General features: G+C 46.2%; 19 protein-coding genes. 13 read left to right on the top strand and 6 right to left on the bottom strand.

Going from position 1 to position 15,693, the window contains the following annotated elements; translation table 11 throughout:
* Positions 1–31 precede the first annotated feature (31 nt).
* The 7 genes from astA to rplI all read left to right on the top strand — a co-directional run bounded on the left by astA (position 32) and on the right by rplI (position 5,181).
* Positions 32–1,051, top strand: a complete 1,020-nt coding sequence (gene astA, locus INR79_RS01485; protein WP_004405292.1) for an arginine N-succinyltransferase — start codon at positions 32–34, stop codon at positions 1,049–1,051.
* A gap of 27 nt (positions 1,052–1,078) precedes the next feature.
* Positions 1,079–2,542 (top strand): succinylglutamate-semialdehyde dehydrogenase, encoded by a 1,464-nt coding sequence (gene astD / locus INR79_RS01490; protein ID WP_200766232.1) that lies wholly within the window; start codon positions 1,079–1,081, stop codon positions 2,540–2,542.
* A 172-nt stretch (positions 2,543–2,714) separates the two neighbouring features.
* A complete protein-coding gene (locus tag INR79_RS01495) occupies positions 2,715–3,506 on the top strand; it encodes a DUF1338 domain-containing protein (protein ID WP_223095735.1) in 792 nt (263 codons plus the stop codon).
* 227 nt (positions 3,507–3,733) lie between these two features.
* The gene (gene rpsF / locus INR79_RS01500; RefSeq protein WP_004405288.1) at positions 3,734–4,141 is read left to right on the top strand and encodes a 30S ribosomal protein S6; all 408 of its coding nucleotides are present in this window, start codon (positions 3,734–3,736) and stop codon (positions 4,139–4,141) included.
* 8 nt (positions 4,142–4,149) lie between these two features.
* Positions 4,150–4,452, top strand: coding sequence for a primosomal replication protein N (gene priB, locus INR79_RS01505; protein WP_004405287.1), 303 nt, complete (start codon positions 4,150–4,152; stop codon positions 4,450–4,452).
* Between the two features lie 16 nt (positions 4,453–4,468).
* Complete coding sequence (gene rpsR, locus INR79_RS01510) at positions 4,469–4,696, top strand: 30S ribosomal protein S18 (RefSeq protein ID WP_000090471.1); 228 nt, start codon at positions 4,469–4,471, stop codon at positions 4,694–4,696.
* Positions 4,697–4,728: 32 nt separating this feature from the next.
* Positions 4,729–5,181 (top strand): 50S ribosomal protein L9, encoded by a 453-nt coding sequence (gene rplI / locus INR79_RS01515; protein WP_004405255.1) that lies wholly within the window; start codon positions 4,729–4,731, stop codon positions 5,179–5,181.
* 71 nt (positions 5,182–5,252) lie between these two features.
* Here rplI and INR79_RS01520 read toward each other — a convergent pair whose 3' ends face one another.
* Positions 5,253–6,011 carry a DUF481 domain-containing protein gene (locus INR79_RS01520; protein WP_223095737.1) on the bottom strand — a complete coding sequence of 253 codons (759 nt, stop codon included), beginning with the start codon at positions 6,009–6,011 and terminating at the stop codon, positions 5,253–5,255.
* A gap of 170 nt (positions 6,012–6,181) precedes the next feature.
* Here INR79_RS01520 and INR79_RS01525 point away from each other — a divergent pair, with 170 nt between their 5' ends.
* From INR79_RS01525 to INR79_RS01535, 3 genes are read left to right on the top strand one after another with little or no spacing between them, the layout of a single operon-like run.
* Positions 6,182–7,585 (top strand): replicative DNA helicase, encoded by a 1,404-nt coding sequence (locus tag INR79_RS01525; protein ID WP_038124632.1) that lies wholly within the window; start codon positions 6,182–6,184, stop codon positions 7,583–7,585.
* Positions 7,586–7,594: 9 nt separating this feature from the next.
* Positions 7,595–8,680 carry an alanine racemase gene (gene alr, locus INR79_RS01530; protein WP_022606473.1) on the top strand — a complete coding sequence of 362 codons (1,086 nt, stop codon included), beginning with the start codon at positions 7,595–7,597 and terminating at the stop codon, positions 8,678–8,680.
* A gap of 3 nt (positions 8,681–8,683) precedes the next feature.
* Positions 8,684–9,895, top strand: coding sequence for a BamA/TamA family outer membrane protein (locus INR79_RS01535; RefSeq protein WP_262415367.1), 1,212 nt, complete (start codon positions 8,684–8,686; stop codon positions 9,893–9,895).
* A gap of 65 nt (positions 9,896–9,960) precedes the next feature.
* Here the strand turns inward: INR79_RS01535 and INR79_RS01540 are convergent, their stop codons facing one another.
* A complete protein-coding gene (locus INR79_RS01540; RefSeq protein ID WP_022593040.1) occupies positions 9,961–10,386 on the bottom strand; it encodes a secondary thiamine-phosphate synthase enzyme YjbQ in 426 nt (141 codons plus the stop codon).
* Between the two features lie 285 nt (positions 10,387–10,671).
* On the opposite strand from INR79_RS01540, the gene pgi reads away from it, so the two are divergent.
* Positions 10,672–12,324, top strand: coding sequence for a glucose-6-phosphate isomerase (pgi, locus tag INR79_RS01545; RefSeq protein WP_223095739.1), 1,653 nt, complete (start codon positions 10,672–10,674; stop codon positions 12,322–12,324).
* A gap of 128 nt (positions 12,325–12,452) precedes the next feature.
* On the opposite strand, the gene INR79_RS01550 is transcribed toward pgi, so the two are convergent.
* The 4 genes from INR79_RS01550 to INR79_RS01565 form a co-directional block, all read right to left on the bottom strand.
* Positions 12,453–12,914, bottom strand: a complete 462-nt coding sequence (locus INR79_RS01550; protein ID WP_004405240.1) for a chemotaxis protein CheX — start codon at positions 12,912–12,914, stop codon at positions 12,453–12,455.
* 13 nt (positions 12,915–12,927) lie between these two features.
* Positions 12,928–13,377, bottom strand: coding sequence for a zinc uptake transcriptional repressor Zur (gene zur, locus INR79_RS01555; protein ID WP_004405239.1), 450 nt, complete (start codon positions 13,375–13,377; stop codon positions 12,928–12,930).
* A gap of 637 nt (positions 13,378–14,014) precedes the next feature.
* The gene (locus INR79_RS01560; protein ID WP_223095741.1) at positions 14,015–14,473 is read right to left on the bottom strand and encodes a hypothetical protein; all 459 of its coding nucleotides are present in this window, start codon (positions 14,471–14,473) and stop codon (positions 14,015–14,017) included.
* 28 nt (positions 14,474–14,501) lie between these two features.
* Positions 14,502–15,110 (bottom strand): helix-turn-helix transcriptional regulator, encoded by a 609-nt coding sequence (locus INR79_RS01565; protein ID WP_223095743.1) that lies wholly within the window; start codon positions 15,108–15,110, stop codon positions 14,502–14,504.
* A gap of 133 nt (positions 15,111–15,243) precedes the next feature.
* Here INR79_RS01565 and INR79_RS01570 point away from each other — a divergent pair, with 133 nt between their 5' ends.
* Together INR79_RS01570 and INR79_RS01575 are read left to right on the top strand one after the other, a co-directional pair.
* A complete protein-coding gene (locus INR79_RS01570) occupies positions 15,244–15,498 on the top strand; it encodes a pyocin activator PrtN family protein (RefSeq protein ID WP_223095744.1) in 255 nt (84 codons plus the stop codon).
* A gap of 9 nt (positions 15,499–15,507) precedes the next feature.
* Positions 15,508–15,693 (top strand): hypothetical protein, encoded by a 186-nt coding sequence (locus INR79_RS01575; protein ID WP_223095746.1) that lies wholly within the window; start codon positions 15,508–15,510, stop codon positions 15,691–15,693.

The following is a 15,693-nucleotide window of genomic DNA, read 5'->3' on the forward strand; positions in this document are numbered from 1 at the left end:
GATTCTGCAATAGCATCTGGAGGGAGTTGTGATGCTGGTAGTTCGTCCTATTACGAAACAAGATTATGAGGCACTGAATACCTGTGCCGTAGAATCAGGACATGGATTTACTTCTCTTCCTGTCAACGAAGAATTATTAACCAATCGCATTGACCACTCGGTCTACAGTTTCGGCAAATCTGAAGTCACCGAACCCGGAGATGAAGGCTACTTAATGGTCGGTTTCGACAGCGAAACGGGTGAAGTAGCCGGCACAACGGGCATTGAAGCATCCATTGGCTGGGATGTGCCTTTTTACACATACCACATCAGCAAAGTAGTGCATTCGTCACCCAAGTTAGGCGTGAATAACGTCGTTAAACTGCTGACCTTTGGTAACAATTACACCGGGTGCAGTGAGATCTGTACCCTGTTCTTACGCCCGCAATTTCGTCAGGGGTTAAACGGTCGCCTGATGTCCAAATGTCGTTTCTTGATGATGGCTGAGCACCCGCATCGTTTTTCAGAAACCGTATTTGCAGAGATGCGAGGAGTGTCAGACGATGAAGGCAACTCACCATTCTGGCAATGGCTGCAAGAGCATTTCTTCTCGATTGATTTCACCATGGCAGATTATCTGACGGGTATTGGTAAGAAAGGCTTTATTGCCGACCTCATGCCTAAGCTGCCTATTTACATCAACTTACTGTCACCAGAAGCACAGGCAGTGATTGGTAAAGTGCACGACAACACCCGTCCAGCGCTTCGTTTGCTCGAACAGGAAGGCTTCTCATGCCGTGGTTATGTCGACATTTTTGATGCTGGTCCGTCGGTGGAGTGCGACCTTCGAAATATTGAATCGGTACGCCACTCATTCCGGGCAAAAGTCAGCGTACAGGAACATTCAAGCGCACAGCATTATTTGATGTGTAATTCATCGTTCGAAAACTTCAGAGCGACCGCAGCGACTGCTGCGTACGACAAAGCAACCGACACCGTCATGCTGAGCCAGGAAGTGGCGAATGCATTGGAAGTCAAAGACGGTGATTACGTGCGTTTGCTCGCACAGTAACGTGAACAGGATAGAAGGATTAGCAGTATGAGCACGCACTGGATAAACGGGTCTTGGGTAGAAGGCGCAGGCGAAGCACTGGCTTCAACCAGTCCATACAATGGCGAGACGATTTGGGAAGGTAAAGGCGCGACGGAAGATCAGGTGGAATCGGCAGTTGATGCCGCACGCACCGCGTTTTTGCAATGGAAGAAACTACCATTCGTTGAGCGTGAATCCGTTGTCTTAAAGTTTGCCGAGCTGGTGAAAGAGAACAGCGAAGAAATCGCGACCATCATTGCCAAAGAAACGGGTAAACCCATCTGGGAAACTCGTACTGAAGCGGGCGCTATGGCAGGAAAAATTGCCATCTCAGTTCGCGCTTACCACGACCGTACAGGCGAAGCGCAGCGCGAAGCCGCAGGCAACCAAATTGTACTTCGCCACCGTCCACTTGGTGTGATGGCAGTATTTGGTCCTTACAACTTCCCGGGTCACTTGCCTAATGGTCACATTGTTCCAGCTTTATTGGCAGGCAACACAGTGGTATTCAAGCCTTCAGAGCAAACACCCTGGACTGGTGAATTCGCGATGAAGTTATGGCAACAGGCAGGCTTGCCTGATGGTGTGATTAACCTGGTACAAGGTGCAAAAGAAACAGGGATTGCGCTGGCGAATGCCAGAAAAATCGACGGTGTTCTTTTCACTGGTAGCGCCAATACGGGTCATGTTCTACATCGTCAGTTTGCTGGTCAGCCAGATAAGATGCTGGCGCTTGAAATGGGCGGCAATAATCCAATGGTCATCGCAGATCATTACGGCGATGTGGACGCGACGGTTTATACCATCATTCAATCTGCATTTATCAGTGCGGGCCAACGCTGTACTTGTGCTCGTCGTCTGTACGTGCCTGTCGGCGAAAAGGGCGATCTTTTGATCGACAAGCTGGTGGCTTCTACTGCTAACATCCGAGTCGATGAACCATTTGCAGATCCCGCTCCCTTCATGGGACCTCAAATTTCCATTCAGGCTGCGAGCGGTATTCTTGAAGCGCAAACCAACCTACAAGGTTTGGGCGGTGTGAGCCTGATTGAGGCAGCATCAAAAGGAGAAGCGTTTGTCACTCCGGGCATCATTGATGTCACAGAGATTGAAAACCTGCCAGACGAAGAATACTTCGGTCCCCTGCTTCAGGTGATTCGTTATGAAGGGCTGGAGTCCGCAGTGGACATGGCAAATGACACCCGATTTGGTCTGTCTGCTGGTTTGGTTTCTACCCTGGATAGCGACTGGGACTACTTTGTCGAGCACATCAGAGCTGGCATTGTAAACCGCAACCGTCAGCTAACGGGCGCAAGTGGTGATGCCCCATTTGGCGGACCGGGAGCCTCTGGCAACTTACGCCCGAGCGCTTACTACGCCGCAGATTACTGTGCGTACCCAATGGCATCTATGGAAGGGCAAGAGACAGTATTGCCAGCCACGCTCAGCCCAGGTGTCGAGCTAAAATAGTAAACAAAATAATATCGGGGCTATCCACATAGGTAATTAGCCCCTAACAATTCGAGCCAAAATAATAATAACTGGAAGTCAACCAGAACTCTGTCACAGGCTGAGGTCACCTCGGGTTGAGGTGACTGCCAATAACCCCTACCTGTCTTGGTAGATTTAACAAGGAGGCGTTATGTCGCCAGACAATTTGTTTGCTTCACTTTGGAATGACTACATCACTCGTCTTTGCCCCTCTGCACACAAAGTGCATGAGTTACTGCAAGAAGACGAGCCACTCATTAACGATCACATTGCACTGCGCACCTTTGGTGTCGAGCCATTAGGGATTGAAACGCTAGCCAAACCTTTGCTAGAGATCGGTTACAAACCTGCCGGTGACTATGTTTTTGAATCGAAGAAGCTGGTGGCCAAACACTTTGAGCATCCGGATCCTAAACAGCCAAAAGTGTTCATCAGTGAACTGGAAGTTCACAAGTGTTCTCAAACCGTTCAGGATATTGTCAATAGCCTGGTTAAACAGGTCGACAGTTCCAAGCTAACAGGCAGCGAATTTCTGTACGGTGGTCGGCTGTGGGACATTAGCCACATCGACTATAAAGAGCTGGCTAAAGAAAGCGAATACGCATCCTGGCTGGCGGCACACGGTTACGGTGCTAACCACTTTACCGTTAGCGTCAACCAACTGAATGCTTTTGAAGAAGTGAAAGGGGTGAACGATCACCTTCGTAACTCGGGCTTCACCATCAATGAATTTGGTGGAGAAGTGAAAGGCTCACCAGATGTACTGCTAGAGCAGTCCTCGACCATGGCGGACAAAGTCCCCGTGACCTTCATTGAAGGCACAGAAGTCGTTCCTGGTGGTTTTTATGAATTCGCCAAGCGTTACCCAATGGCAAATGGCGAGCTTTACCCTGGATTTGTTGCGGCATCAGCAGACAAGATTTTCGAAAGTACAGACAGTTAACATAGCGTTGTTACTTATTATTTTTACAAGGCATCGTCAGTCTCTGTCGGTGCCTTACTTTTGTCTTCGAAAATATCTATTTTAGACCTTCAAATACTCCTTGCTCTTAGCGGTGTTTTTCTATACTATTTGCCGTCCTTAATTCTCGGTCAATTTTCTTTAGTTCCTTGCTTCCTCTGGACGACCGAGCCATTTGTGGAAGCTGAATAATCCGTAAGGAGCAACCAATGCGTCATTACGAAATCGTATTCATGGTGCACCCTGATCAAAGCGAGCAAGTTGCTGGTATGATCGAGCGTTACACTGGTTCAATCACTGAAGCTGGCGGTACTATCCACCGTCTAGAAGACTGGGGTCGTCGTCAAATGGCTTACCCAATCAACAAGCTTCACAAAGCTCACTACGTTCTAATGAACGTTGAAGCTGGTCAAGAAGTGATCGACGAGCTAGAAACTGCTTTCCGTTTCAACGATGCAGTTCTACGTAACATGATCATGCGCACTAAAGCTGCTGTAACTGAGCAATCTATCATGCTTAAGCAGAAAGAAGAGCGTGCTGAGCGTGCTCCTCGTCGTGAAGAGCGTGCAGAGCGTTCTGAGCGTACAGAAGCTAAACCAGAAGCTGCTGCTGAGTAATTCATTCAATGACCAATCGAATGGAGCTGAGTGGCACTGTCGCGAAAGCACCAATTCGAAGCCAAAGCCCTGCGGGCGTTCCACATTGCCGATTTTGGCTGGAACATCGCTCCACAGTGTTAGAAGCTGACCTTCCGAGACAAGTGTATTGTCGTATGCCGGTCGTCATCAGCGGGCAAAAGTCAAAAGAATTAACTCAAGAACTCGTTATAGGCAGTCACATTAAGGTAAGCGGATTTGTCGCTTATCAAACCAGCCGAAATGGCAACGGGAAATTAGTGTTACATGCCGACAACATCATACATATTTAAGATCAGGAGATAGCCCATGGCTCGTTTCTTCCGTCGTCGTAAATTCTGCCGTTTCACTGCAGAAGGCGTACAAGAGATTGATTACAAAGACGTAGCAACTCTTAAAAACTACATCACTGAAGCTGGTAAAATCGTACCTAGCCGTATCACTGGTACAAGCGCTAAATACCAGCGTCAACTAGCTCGCGCTATCAAGCGTGCTCGCTACCTAGCACTACTACCGTACACTGATAAGCATCAGTAATCGGTCGTTTTATTAAGAAAGAGGATTAAACAATGCAAGTTATTCTACTTGATAAAATCGGTAACCTAGGTGGTCTTGGCGATACTGTTAACGTTAAATCTGGTTACGCTCGTAACTTCCTTATCCCTCAGAATAAGGCAGTAATGGCTACTAAAGCTAACGTTGAAATGTTCGAAGCTCGTCGTGCTGAACTAGAAGCAAAAGTTGCTGAGCAACTGTCTGCTGCTGAAGCTCGCGCTGAGAAAGTAAACGCTCTTGAAGCTGTTGTTATCGCATCTAAAGCTGGTGACGAAGGTAAACTGTTCGGTTCTATCGGTACTCGCGACATCGCTGACGCTATCACAGCGGCAGGTGTTGAAGTTGCTAAGAGCGAAGTTCGCCTACCTGAAGGTGCTCTACGTAACACTGGTGAGTTCGAAATTAGCATCCAACTTCACTCTGAAGTATTTGCTAAAGTTGACCTACAAGTTGTTGCTGCTGAGTAATTCAGTACCAAGCGATTTGAGAAAGCTGGCTTTATGCCAGCTTTTTTTATGCCTGTAAGAGGGAAGAGGAGCTAAAACTTCACCAACAAGTTGGCTGAGACAACCGTATCCGTGTTACTCAAATTATTAGGGACGCGATCCAAATACTGGCGAGAGTGAGTCAGCTTCAGTGCGATATTCTCCGTAATAGTGTTGGTAATACTCGCTTCATTGTCGAATCGCGTATTGGATTGACCACTGACTATTGAAATTTCTGCACTTAAAGAGAGTGAAGGAAGCATCTTCCAATCCCCCTTGAACAGACCACGAAAAATGAACTCATCCACGTTATGAGGAAAGATCAAATCGTCGTCGTCCAACTCATCCAGATTCGGCTTTTGGTGACGATAGCCCGGGCCTAATTCCATCGAAAGCTTTAAATCGTCGGTATAAGAAAACTGATAACCCAACCCGCTAGACCAAGTGTAATCTTTGAAGTAAGCACTGTATTTGGAATCGATGCCTTTGAAATTAGCATAAAGGTAAGTGCGAGAACCGAGCTTGTAATCGCTTTGCAATTGGTAGGTGGACTGACGTTTGTCTTCCTTACCATTCTTATTGAGTTTGTAAAACTTCCATTCACCGGAATGCCGGTGACGCCCTTCTGTATAAACTCCTTCAAGACGACTATTTAAAGATTCTGAATCAGAGTTACCGCTGTGTGCCTGATAGCCAAATTCCACCTCGGTTTTCAGAGGGGAGGGGCTCGACGTATCCGTGTCTGAGTTTTCCTCTGCATACAGACTGGCACTGACCACCACCAGGCTCAACGCGAGCAAATTTTTCGACACCCAATACCCCTTACAGATTCTTTTGATACGGAATTGTATTCATAGCCTTTTGGTTATGGGTCAGGTCACTGTTAATTTCTGATTTTCTTAACCATGCTTTGTATCTTGAAGTTACTTGGGTATAGAACTTAGCTATAATGAACGGTCAAGATAAGCTGTTGAGAACACCCATGTCAGAAAACCGAGATAATCGTAACAAGAAGCCAGTGGATAGCCAGGTAGACGCTATCAAAGTACCGCCGCACTCTCTTGAGGCAGAGCAGTCTGTGATCGGTGGTCTGCTATTGGACAATGAACGCTGGGACTCGGTAGCGGAAAGGGTAGTGGCAAAAGACTTCTATAGTCGCCCACACCGCATGATTTTCGATGGTGTTCGAACCTTGCTTGAAGAAAGCAAACCGCTTGATCTGATTACCTTATCTGAATTCCTTGAACAGCGAGAGCAACTCGACGATGTCGGCGGTTTTGCATACCTCGCTGATCTTGCTAAAAACACACCAAGTGCTGCAAACATCAATGCGTATGCTGATATCGTGGCAGAGCGGGCGTTGGTGCGTAACCTGATTGGTGTGGCTAACGAAATCGCAGATGCGGGTTATGACCCACAAGGTCGCAGTTCGGAAGACCTTCTGGATTTGGCAGAAAGTAAGGTTTTCGCCATTGCAGAAGACAGAACCAACGAGAACGAAGGTCCTCAAAACGTCGATAACATCCTAGAGAAAACTCTGGAGCGTATTGAGATTCTGTATAAGACGCCGCAAAACGGTGTGACAGGTGTGGATACTGGGTTCTCAGACCTCAACAAGAAAACAGCAGGTCTTCAGGGCTCTGACCTTATTATCGTGGCGGCACGTCCTTCGATGGGTAAAACCACATTCGCCATGAACTTGTGTGAAAACGCCGCCATGGTGTCGGACAAACCTGTACTGATTTTCTCTCTTGAGATGCCCTCCGAACAGATCATGATGCGTATGCTGGCCTCCCTGTCTCGCGTTGACCAAACCAAAATCCGTACCGGCCAGCTGGACGATGAAGACTGGGCACGCATTTCTTCTACCATGGGAATTCTTATGGAGAAGAAGAACATGTACATCGATGACAGCTCGGGTCTGACTCCAACCGAAGTGCGTTCTCGTGCCCGTCGTATTGCTCGTGAGCACGGTGGTTTGTCGCTCATCATGGTCGACTACCTTCAGCTTATGCGCGTGCCAGCGCTGTCGGATAACCGTACCTTGGAAATCGCCGAAATATCTCGTTCTTTGAAAGCATTGGCAAAAGAGCTGAATGTACCTGTGGTGGCACTGTCGCAGCTTAACCGTTCCCTAGAGCAACGTGCCGACAAACGCCCGGTAAACTCCGACCTTCGTGAATCGGGCTCCATCGAGCAGGATGCCGACTTGATCATGTTTATTTATCGAGATGAAGTTTACAACCCAGATAGCTCACTCAAAGGCATCGCAGAAATCATCATAGGTAAGCAGCGTAACGGTCCTATCGGCTCGGTTCGACTCACCTTCCAGGGGCAGTTCTCCCGTTTCGATAACTACGCAGGTCCTGCGTTTGACGAAGAGTAATCGCCGAACATGAGTTATATGAAAGCTGCGTCGGCGTGTATCGACCTTTCTGCACTGAAACACAACCTCAGAATGGTGAAAGAGCACGCACCGCAAAGCAAAGTCATGTCTGTGGTGAAAGCCAATGCTTACGGACATGGTCTGCTCGAAATTGCTCAGGCAGCAGAAGGGGCAGATGCATTTGGCGTGGCACGTATTGAAGAGGCACTACAACTGCGGGCAGGTGGCATCGTCAGGCCTGTTCTGTTGCTCGAGGGCTTTTACTCGCCAAGAGATTTGCCGATTCTGGTTACCAACAATATTCAAACTGTGGTGCATTGTGAGGAGCAACTTGAAGCTCTGGAGCAGGCAACACTGGAAAACCCAGTAAAAGTCTGGCTTAAGGTCGATACTGGGATGCATCGTTTAGGTGTGCGCCCCGAAGTGTATTCTGAGTTTGTTGAGCGCTTGAAAGCGTGTGAAAACGTCGCCAAACCATTGCGTTATATCAGCCATTTTGGGTGTGCAGACGAGCTGGAGAACCCGGTTACTCAAGCTCAAATTGACAACTTTCTTGCACTGACAGAAGGCTGTAAAGGTGAACGTTCACTGGCGGCATCTTCTGGTTTATTGGCCTGGAAAGAGAGCCATCTGGATTGGGTACGTCCAGGTATCATTATGTATGGCGTTTCTCCTTTCTCCGACAAGAGCGCCAAAGAACTCGGCTTTAAACCCGTCATGACCTTAAAATCGCACCTGATTGCAGTGCGAGACCTGAAAAAGGGCGAACCAGTCGGCTACGGAGCTATCTGGCACAGTGAGCGTGACACCAAGGTCGGAGTAATTGCCATTGGCTATGGCGATGGTTACCCAAGAACGGCTCCTGCTGGGACACCAGTTTTAGTGAATGGCAGGCGAGTACCCGTTGCTGGTCGGGTTTCGATGGACATGTTAACGGTCGATTTGGGACCGGACTGCGAAGACAAAGTCGGAGACGAAGTAATCCTTTGGGGGCAAGACTTGCCTTCTGAAGAAGTTGCACATCATATTGGCACCATAGCGTATGAGTTGGTGACTAAGCTTACTTCACGTGTTGCCATGGAATACACCGATTAAGTTATGTTTAAACGCTCACTCGCCACCTTTCTCGTCACGTCATTTTGCTTATCTGGCAATGCGTTCGCCTACGAATGGCTGCCTCCTTGGATGCCAGACACAGCAGCAGTACCTTTTGCGTTTTCATCCAGCACACTGGGCAACACCATTGGTGTCGCGGGGCTGCTAAAAGGCGTAGGTCAGCCTCAAACTGGGTTAATTGGCGCCGGCTTGATTTCTGATAAAGGCAGTAACATGACTTTTATCGGGCTCAACAACTATCAGGTAGGGAAAGCATGGCTGCTTGGTTTTGACGCATACAATGCCAGTTATTCTGATTTCCCTTATCATCTGGGCACTGCCGGAAGTAATGATTCGCAGTTATCCCAAAAGACTGTGACAGATGCGGATGAAGCGCAATACCATTTCACTATGCGTTATATCATCCCCTGGGGAGCAGCCGCGTTCAAAGGAGCGAGAGCAGCCTATGAACCCAAAAGGCGTATTCAGGGGGCGTCGCCAGCGACCAGCGGAATATCGACGGTTCGTATTGAGCCTTTTCTTTCCAAGCGCAGCCTGAATGTGGCAGGTGATACGTCCCCGGATTCCACATGGGGCATTAATCTAGGGTTTGAGTGGGATAACCGCAACGACGTCCGCAACCCAAGTCAGGGTGCAAAGTTGAAAATCAATGTGGCTCACGCACCGGATACGGGGAATGATAATCCATGGACCAAAGTTGAAGTCGAGCAAAGTCATTTCTTTAGCTTAGGCAAACTGGATGACGTGTTTTCTCGCCAGGTTCTGGCATTTGATATGTACATTGCAGACACGCCAACCTGGGGACTATGTGGCTCTGGGACTTGTGAGCGCCCACCGGAGTATGCTGGTGTCTCACTGGGTGGCTTGTATCATCTAAGAGGTTATTCTGCCAATCGGTATCATGGACGTAGCGCCGTACACTATAGCCTGGAATACCGGGTTATGCCGGAATGGCAGCCGCTTCAAAACTGGCCAATTTTTAATTGGTACGAAGTGCCTTGGTGGCAGTGGGTAGCGTTTGTGGATGCGGGTAGAGTCGCCAATGAGTTTGATTTCCGCGAGCTTCACAACAACATGAAATACAACTTGGGCGGCGGCGTTCGATTCCAGGTCGAGGGCATTGTGGTCAGAACCGAAATGGCATTCGGTGATGAAGAAAACATGTTCCGTGTGATGATCAATCAGCCGTTCTAAATCAGTCAATTCGAATCAAAAAACAGGCGCTCTAAGCGCCTGTTTTATTTTGTATTTACGACTAATTATTCAGTCGTACCCTGGATAGTTGCCACAATTCTTCGCGCTCCGCCGTGATCTCGGTGTTCACCTAAGTAAATTCCCTGCCATGTCCCCACAGCTAACCTTCCATTGGTAATTGGAATGGTGACGCTTGAACCTAGCGTGGAAGCTTTAATATGCGCGGGCATATCGTCATCCCCTTCATAGGTGTGCTGATAATATGGCGCTCTTTCTGGCACAAATTTATTAAAGTGTTGTTCCATATCGGCACGAACAGTCGGATCTGCATTTTCATTCAAAGTTAAGCTTGCAGACGTATGTTGTATGAAAAGATGTAAAAGCCCTACCGAGTACTGACGAATTTGTGGTAAATGTTGTTCAATTTCATCAGTAACAAGATGAAAGCCTCGGCGTTTCGCGGTGAGAGAAAAGGTAGTTTGATACCACATAGGTTGTGCCTTGTTGTTTCTAATCACTAATTGTTATAAACAATCGCATTAATAGTTGATTCCGATTAGGTACAATTGAGTTTACGTGATAAACCTCAATGTCAGTAACAACGGGTTGAGCCATAATCCGGAATCTGAAAATTTATTACGTTGTTTTGTGTCGATAGGATATAACAAACACAAAACAGACGATTCTTTATTTCGCTTAATCTGGAATTCACTCAGCATCATATAAATTTATCTGGCTGAAGAGAACACAATCGAACGAACATTGGAAAAGTAACCATGTTAAAAAACATTGACCCTACCAAGACCCAAGCTTGGAATGCGCTGACTGCGCACTTCGAATCAGCACAAGACATGGATCTGAAAGCGCTGTTTGCGGAAGATGCCCAACGCTTCGAGAAACTATCTACACGCTTTGGGTCGGATATCCTTGTAGACTACTCTAAAAACCTCATCAACGAGGAAACGCTTAAGCAACTGTTTGCTCTGGCGAAAGAAACCGAATTAAAAACCGCCATTGATGCAATGTTCAATGGTGAAGCGATCAACCAGACTGAAGATCGTGCAGTGCTGCACACGGCTTTGCGCAACCGCAGCAACAAACCTGTATTGGTTGATGGCGAAGATGTGATGCCGGCTGTAAATGCAGTGCTTGAGAAAATGCAATCTTTCACCAACCGCGTGATTGATGGCGAATGGAAAGGCTTCACAGGTAAAGCCATTACCGATATTGTTAACATCGGCATCGGTGGTTCAGATTTAGGTCCTTACATGGTGACGGAAGCGCTGGCGCCATACAAAAATCACCTGAACCTACACTTTGTTTCTAACGTAGACGGCACGCACATCGTTGAAACGTTGAAAAAAGTGAACCCAGAAACAACTTTGTTCCTGATTGCGTCTAAGACATTTACTACTCAAGAAACCATGACGAATGCTCACACAGCACGTGACTGGTTCCTTGAAGCAGCGAGTGACGAAGCACACGTAGCGAAACACTTTGCCGCTCTTTCAACTAACGCGACAGCAGTGTCAGAGTTTGGTATCGATACAGACAACATGTTCGAATTCTGGGACTGGGTTGGCGGTCGATACTCACTGTGGTCTGCGATTGGTTTGTCGATCGCACTGTCTGTTGGCTACGAAAACTTTGTTGAATTACTGGATGGTGCGCACGAGATGGACAACCATTTCGCAAGCACAGATTTGGAAAGCAACATTCCTGTGATTCTTGCGCTGATCGGTGTTTGGTACAACAACTTCCATGGTGCGGATTCGGAAGCTATTTTGCCTTACGATCAATACATGCACCGCTTTGCTGCGTACTTCCAGCAGGGCAACATGGAATCGAACGGCAAATACGTGGACCGCGATGGTAACGCAGTGACGTACCAAACGGGTCCAATCATCTGGGGTGAGCCAGGTACTAACGGTCAGCATGCTTTCTATCAGTTAATTCATCAGGGTACCAAACTGATTCCTTGTGACTTTATTGCTCCGGCGTTAAGCCACAACCCAGCAAGCGATCATCACCAAAAACTGATGTCGAACTTCTTTGCTCAAACAGAAGCACTGGCATTTGGTAAAGCTGAAGAAACAGTAAAAGCAGAATTTGCAAAAGCAGGTAAAACCGAAGAAGAAGTGGCGTCTATGGTTCCATTTAAAGTGTTTGAAGGTAACCGCCCAACCAACTCGATTCTGGTTAAGCAGATTACTCCTCGCACGCTAGGTAATCTGATTGCCATGTACGAGCACAAAATCTTCGTACAAGGCGTTATCTGGAATATCTTTAGCTTCGATCAGTGGGGCGTGGAGCTTGGTAAGCAGCTAGCGAACCAAATCCTACCAGAATTGGCAGACGATTCAGAAATCGCATCTCACGACAGTTCAACCAACGGTTTGATTAACGCATTCAAAGCATTTAAAGCTTAAGTTTAATCCCGTTAAAAATACAAAGGTCAGCAAAAGTGCTGACCTTTTTTATAGGCGTTTAAAAATAAAATCTCAGGCAACAAAAAAGGCCGTTGCCATGCAACAGCCTTTACGTATGAGTCTCTGTCTTATTCGAAACAGATCTCGATAAATGCGTTACCCCATTCAGAAGAGAAAGGCATGATAATGATTGCGCCTTCACACTTATGACGGATGGTGTGACCTTTACCTGAAACCACAACTGGCGTTGCCATATCGAAGTCAAAGCCGCTTTCTGAAAGAATACGCTTTGCACCGCCAGTTACCATGTTGGTAATTTCACCCACCATATCGGTCACCTCTTCGTTCAAACCATTTGGTCGCTCGCCCAGCATGTTCTGCATGATTTCCAAAGCCAGAGACTCATCAAAAGTAATCGACATTGAACCACGGGTTTGGTCACCGACCATACCAATCAAACCAGACACATCACCACGAGCAATTTCATCTTTCTTTACACGAGGTTTCTGGGGCTTAAGCTCCAGAGAAGCCATAGTTTTCAGTACATTCATTAATGAAGCTAAAAACGGGTTTACAAATTCAGCGCGCATAACGTTCTATCTTTTATTTATCCGTAAAGTCTGAAAAACAACTTTTGCAAGTACCGTGGGTTTCAATAACGTGATTGGTTACGTTAAACCCCTGCTTTTCACTGTTTTTTGCCAACAAGGCTACCAGTTGGTCATCCTGATGTTCGGAAACATTCCCGCACTTGTCGCATATGAGAAGATGAGAGAAGTGTTTGTGAGCACCAAACGAGCAACACGAAATAAAACTGTTCGTGGACTCGACGCGGTGGATGAAGCCTTGCTCCAATAAAAAATCCAACGCCCTGTAGACCGTTGGTGGTTTTGCCTGAGGTTCACTTACTTTCAGCTTATCCAGCAAATCATAAGCGCTGGATGCACTTTTGCTTGAGTAGATAAGTTCGAACACTCTTTTCCGCTGCGGTGTCAGCCTTACACCACGGCTCTGGCAGATGCCTTCAATTTGTTCTAGCAACGACAGCTCCAATTGGCTCACCTATTTTGGTGCACATTATTAATAATATACCATTTATCTAGCAAGTTAGGCAGTAAAGGGCGTTTTTTTTAACCCTAAGCAAAAGATGTCGACCAATCAAGCAATGAATGGATGGCGAAAAACGTTTTGTGATTGTAAATCACTTACCTATCTAGGAAATGTGCACCATGCAACAAAGTGTCACATATTTGGCATGCGTGCGGTAAGTAACTCAAGGTGGCTTTTCTACCAGATTTCTGCACGATCTCGCAATAAAAATATGGAAAAGTGTTAAACATTACAGGCTGGGTACACCAACACAAAATGAGTTACGGATATTGTAGTTAAATGAGAGCAACGAGGGGGGCAGGCAAACCGGCCTGTCCATTATTTGTACCTCTACCTTTTTCCTGAAAAATCCCATTTCAAAGTGTATAATCCGGCAGTTTTTATAGCCTTGCCCTAGAGTGGATAGAGCCTTACTGGGGTGATTTTGGTAAATGTTGAGGTAAAACAGTGTCTAAGCCAGAGAATACAAGCGATTTCCCAATGCAGCGTTTTAGTGTTGCGCCCATGCTCGATGGGACTCACTATTAAGGTTCTATAAGGCTTGATAGTGAGTCATACGTACTATATCCGTATTTCGTTACTACGAAGCCACACAAGTTGCCATTACGGCACTATTATCTGTATTGACTAGTTCTACTTGAAATACAAAATTTTTGTAAAGAGAATCATACTGCTCTGCCGATAGATTTGGCCAAATCCCCTTTATAAAAGTTGAACTAACGAAGCGCTGTTTGAATGATGCTGCAAAGTTATTACAGTCAGCTGGGTCTATGTACTTTCCTCTAGCTTCAAAACTAAATTTAAAACCAATACCCCCTTCTAGGCTTGTGCTAGCCACTTTCTTAAAACTGTATTTACTTCCTTTTAGCTTTTCACCTTTAAGCATTTTATCGAGTTCTAATGCTGTAATATCTGTGTATATACGACCCACGTCATATTGGGTTGCTGGCATAGAATTTAGCTCTTCCCATATATTCGCATGAGTTAAAATTGGCGTGCATGCCAAAAGGGTAATACCTAGCCTTAGACGTTTTTTCATTATTTATCCTTTGTATTTTATTGATTATTTAAAGTTTTCCGCCGCCCCAAACCGCTTGTCCGAGAATTTCGAAATCAGTGGATTCAATTTCTTTGTGTGTCAGTTCCCAAGGTTCATAAAACTGAGCGTTGTCACTTTTGAAGATAATTTTAGTGGGTTGGAATTGAAGGCGTTTTACCATCACTTGCCCGTTGACTCTAAATACGTATATACCGTCCCCACTAAAATCTTGTACTCGTTTGATCATCATCAGAGAGCCATCTTTTAGGGTTGGATACATCGAATCACCCTTTGCTCTCATCAAAAATACCTCGCTTGGATTAACGTGTAATTCCTCACGAAGATACCTTTCTGCAAAGCTCATATCAGTTGCAGTTTCTATTTCAATTAGAGCTCCATCACCAGCGCTAGCTTCTACATCGTAGTAGGTAAGCTCAACCATTCCTTCTGATTCTGTGATGGGATTTTGCGACACAAGTCTCGCTTTTAGGAATATGTCTTTCGGTATGTTTCCTCTAGCTCTCCAGTTTTGAATTGACCTAGGTGCAATCCCTAAAGCCCCTGCCAAATCAACGTTTTTAGCTGTTTTTGTGAGTGCCTTAAGTTCATCAATTTGTTCATCTATTGTCTTGGTCATGATGTACTCCGATGTATTTTTGTTGTTGAAAAGTGCTTCTTTGATGTTAATATCATCATAAATACATCGTAACTACTTTTGATGTACATTAGAGCTTCTTTGAGTTGCTCTAAGTGTACTACATGGAGGCACTATGAACACACAATTTGCACTTCTCGCTCGCTTCGGAAGTCCCACAATTGAACTGAAACAAGTATGCAAAGAGTTTTTTGGGATCACCCCGAAGACAGCAGAACAGAAAGCTAAAGCATGTGACTTTCCTGTACCAACTTTCAAGTTGCGTGAATCTGAACGAAGCCCAACCCTTATGAAAGTTGAAGATTTGGCGGCTTACATCGATGAAAGATACGAGCAAGCCAAAAACGAATGGCAATCGGTGAATGGTTGAGGTGGCTAAATGAATACTCCAATACACGCAATCAACATTGATTTCTCTCATTCCAGTGAAGCAAAAGAACTGTCCCAGATTGTAAAAGGGCGCTTGTCATGGTTAAGCCCTTCCTCTCCTGAGTTTGAGTTTCTGCACCCGATATATAAGCAGTTGCAAGACGCTGCCGAATTGCTGGAAAGCTTGGAGGTATAG

Origin of the sequence: Vibrio sp. SCSIO 43132 (assembly GCF_019904195.1) — a bacterium.
In the GTDB taxonomy this organism is placed as follows: domain Bacteria; phylum Pseudomonadota; class Gammaproteobacteria; order Enterobacterales; family Vibrionaceae; genus Vibrio; species Vibrio nigripulchritudo.

What these genes read in the sequence shown, in the direction of transcription:
- alr (WP_022606473.1), top strand. Translation starts at nt 7,595, where the DNA reads ATGAGTTATATGAAAGCTGCGTCGGCGTGTATCGACCTTTCTGCACTG.
- INR79_RS01570 (WP_223095744.1), top strand. Translation starts at nt 15,244, where the DNA reads ATGAACACACAATTTGCACTTCTCGCTCGCTTCGGAAGTCCCACAATT.
- astA (WP_004405292.1), top strand. Translation starts at nt 32, where the DNA reads ATGCTGGTAGTTCGTCCTATTACGAAACAAGATTATGAGGCACTGAAT.
- INR79_RS01575 (WP_223095746.1), top strand. Translation starts at nt 15,508, where the DNA reads ATGAATACTCCAATACACGCAATCAACATTGATTTCTCTCATTCCAGT.
- astD (WP_200766232.1), top strand. Translation starts at nt 1,079, where the DNA reads ATGAGCACGCACTGGATAAACGGGTCTTGGGTAGAAGGCGCAGGCGAA.
- rpsR (WP_000090471.1), top strand. Translation starts at nt 4,469, where the DNA reads ATGGCTCGTTTCTTCCGTCGTCGTAAATTCTGCCGTTTCACTGCAGAA.
- INR79_RS01495 (WP_223095735.1), top strand. Translation starts at nt 2,715, where the DNA reads ATGTCGCCAGACAATTTGTTTGCTTCACTTTGGAATGACTACATCACT.
- INR79_RS01560 (WP_223095741.1), bottom strand. Translation starts at nt 14,473, where the DNA reads ATGAAAAAACGTCTAAGGCTAGGTATTACCCTTTTGGCATGCACGCCA.
- INR79_RS01550 (WP_004405240.1), bottom strand. Translation starts at nt 12,914, where the DNA reads ATGCGCGCTGAATTTGTAAACCCGTTTTTAGCTTCATTAATGAATGTA.
- INR79_RS01565 (WP_223095743.1), bottom strand. Translation starts at nt 15,110, where the DNA reads ATGACCAAGACAATAGATGAACAAATTGATGAACTTAAGGCACTCACA.
- INR79_RS01525 (WP_038124632.1), top strand. Translation starts at nt 6,182, where the DNA reads ATGTCAGAAAACCGAGATAATCGTAACAAGAAGCCAGTGGATAGCCAG.
- INR79_RS01540 (WP_022593040.1), bottom strand. Translation starts at nt 10,386, where the DNA reads ATGTGGTATCAAACTACCTTTTCTCTCACCGCGAAACGCCGAGGCTTT.
- rplI (WP_004405255.1), top strand. Translation starts at nt 4,729, where the DNA reads ATGCAAGTTATTCTACTTGATAAAATCGGTAACCTAGGTGGTCTTGGC.
- pgi (WP_223095739.1), top strand. Translation starts at nt 10,672, where the DNA reads ATGTTAAAAAACATTGACCCTACCAAGACCCAAGCTTGGAATGCGCTG.
- INR79_RS01535 (WP_262415367.1), top strand. Translation starts at nt 8,684, where the DNA reads ATGTTTAAACGCTCACTCGCCACCTTTCTCGTCACGTCATTTTGCTTA.
- priB (WP_004405287.1), top strand. Translation starts at nt 4,150, where the DNA reads ATGACCAATCGAATGGAGCTGAGTGGCACTGTCGCGAAAGCACCAATT.
- rpsF (WP_004405288.1), top strand. Translation starts at nt 3,734, where the DNA reads ATGCGTCATTACGAAATCGTATTCATGGTGCACCCTGATCAAAGCGAG.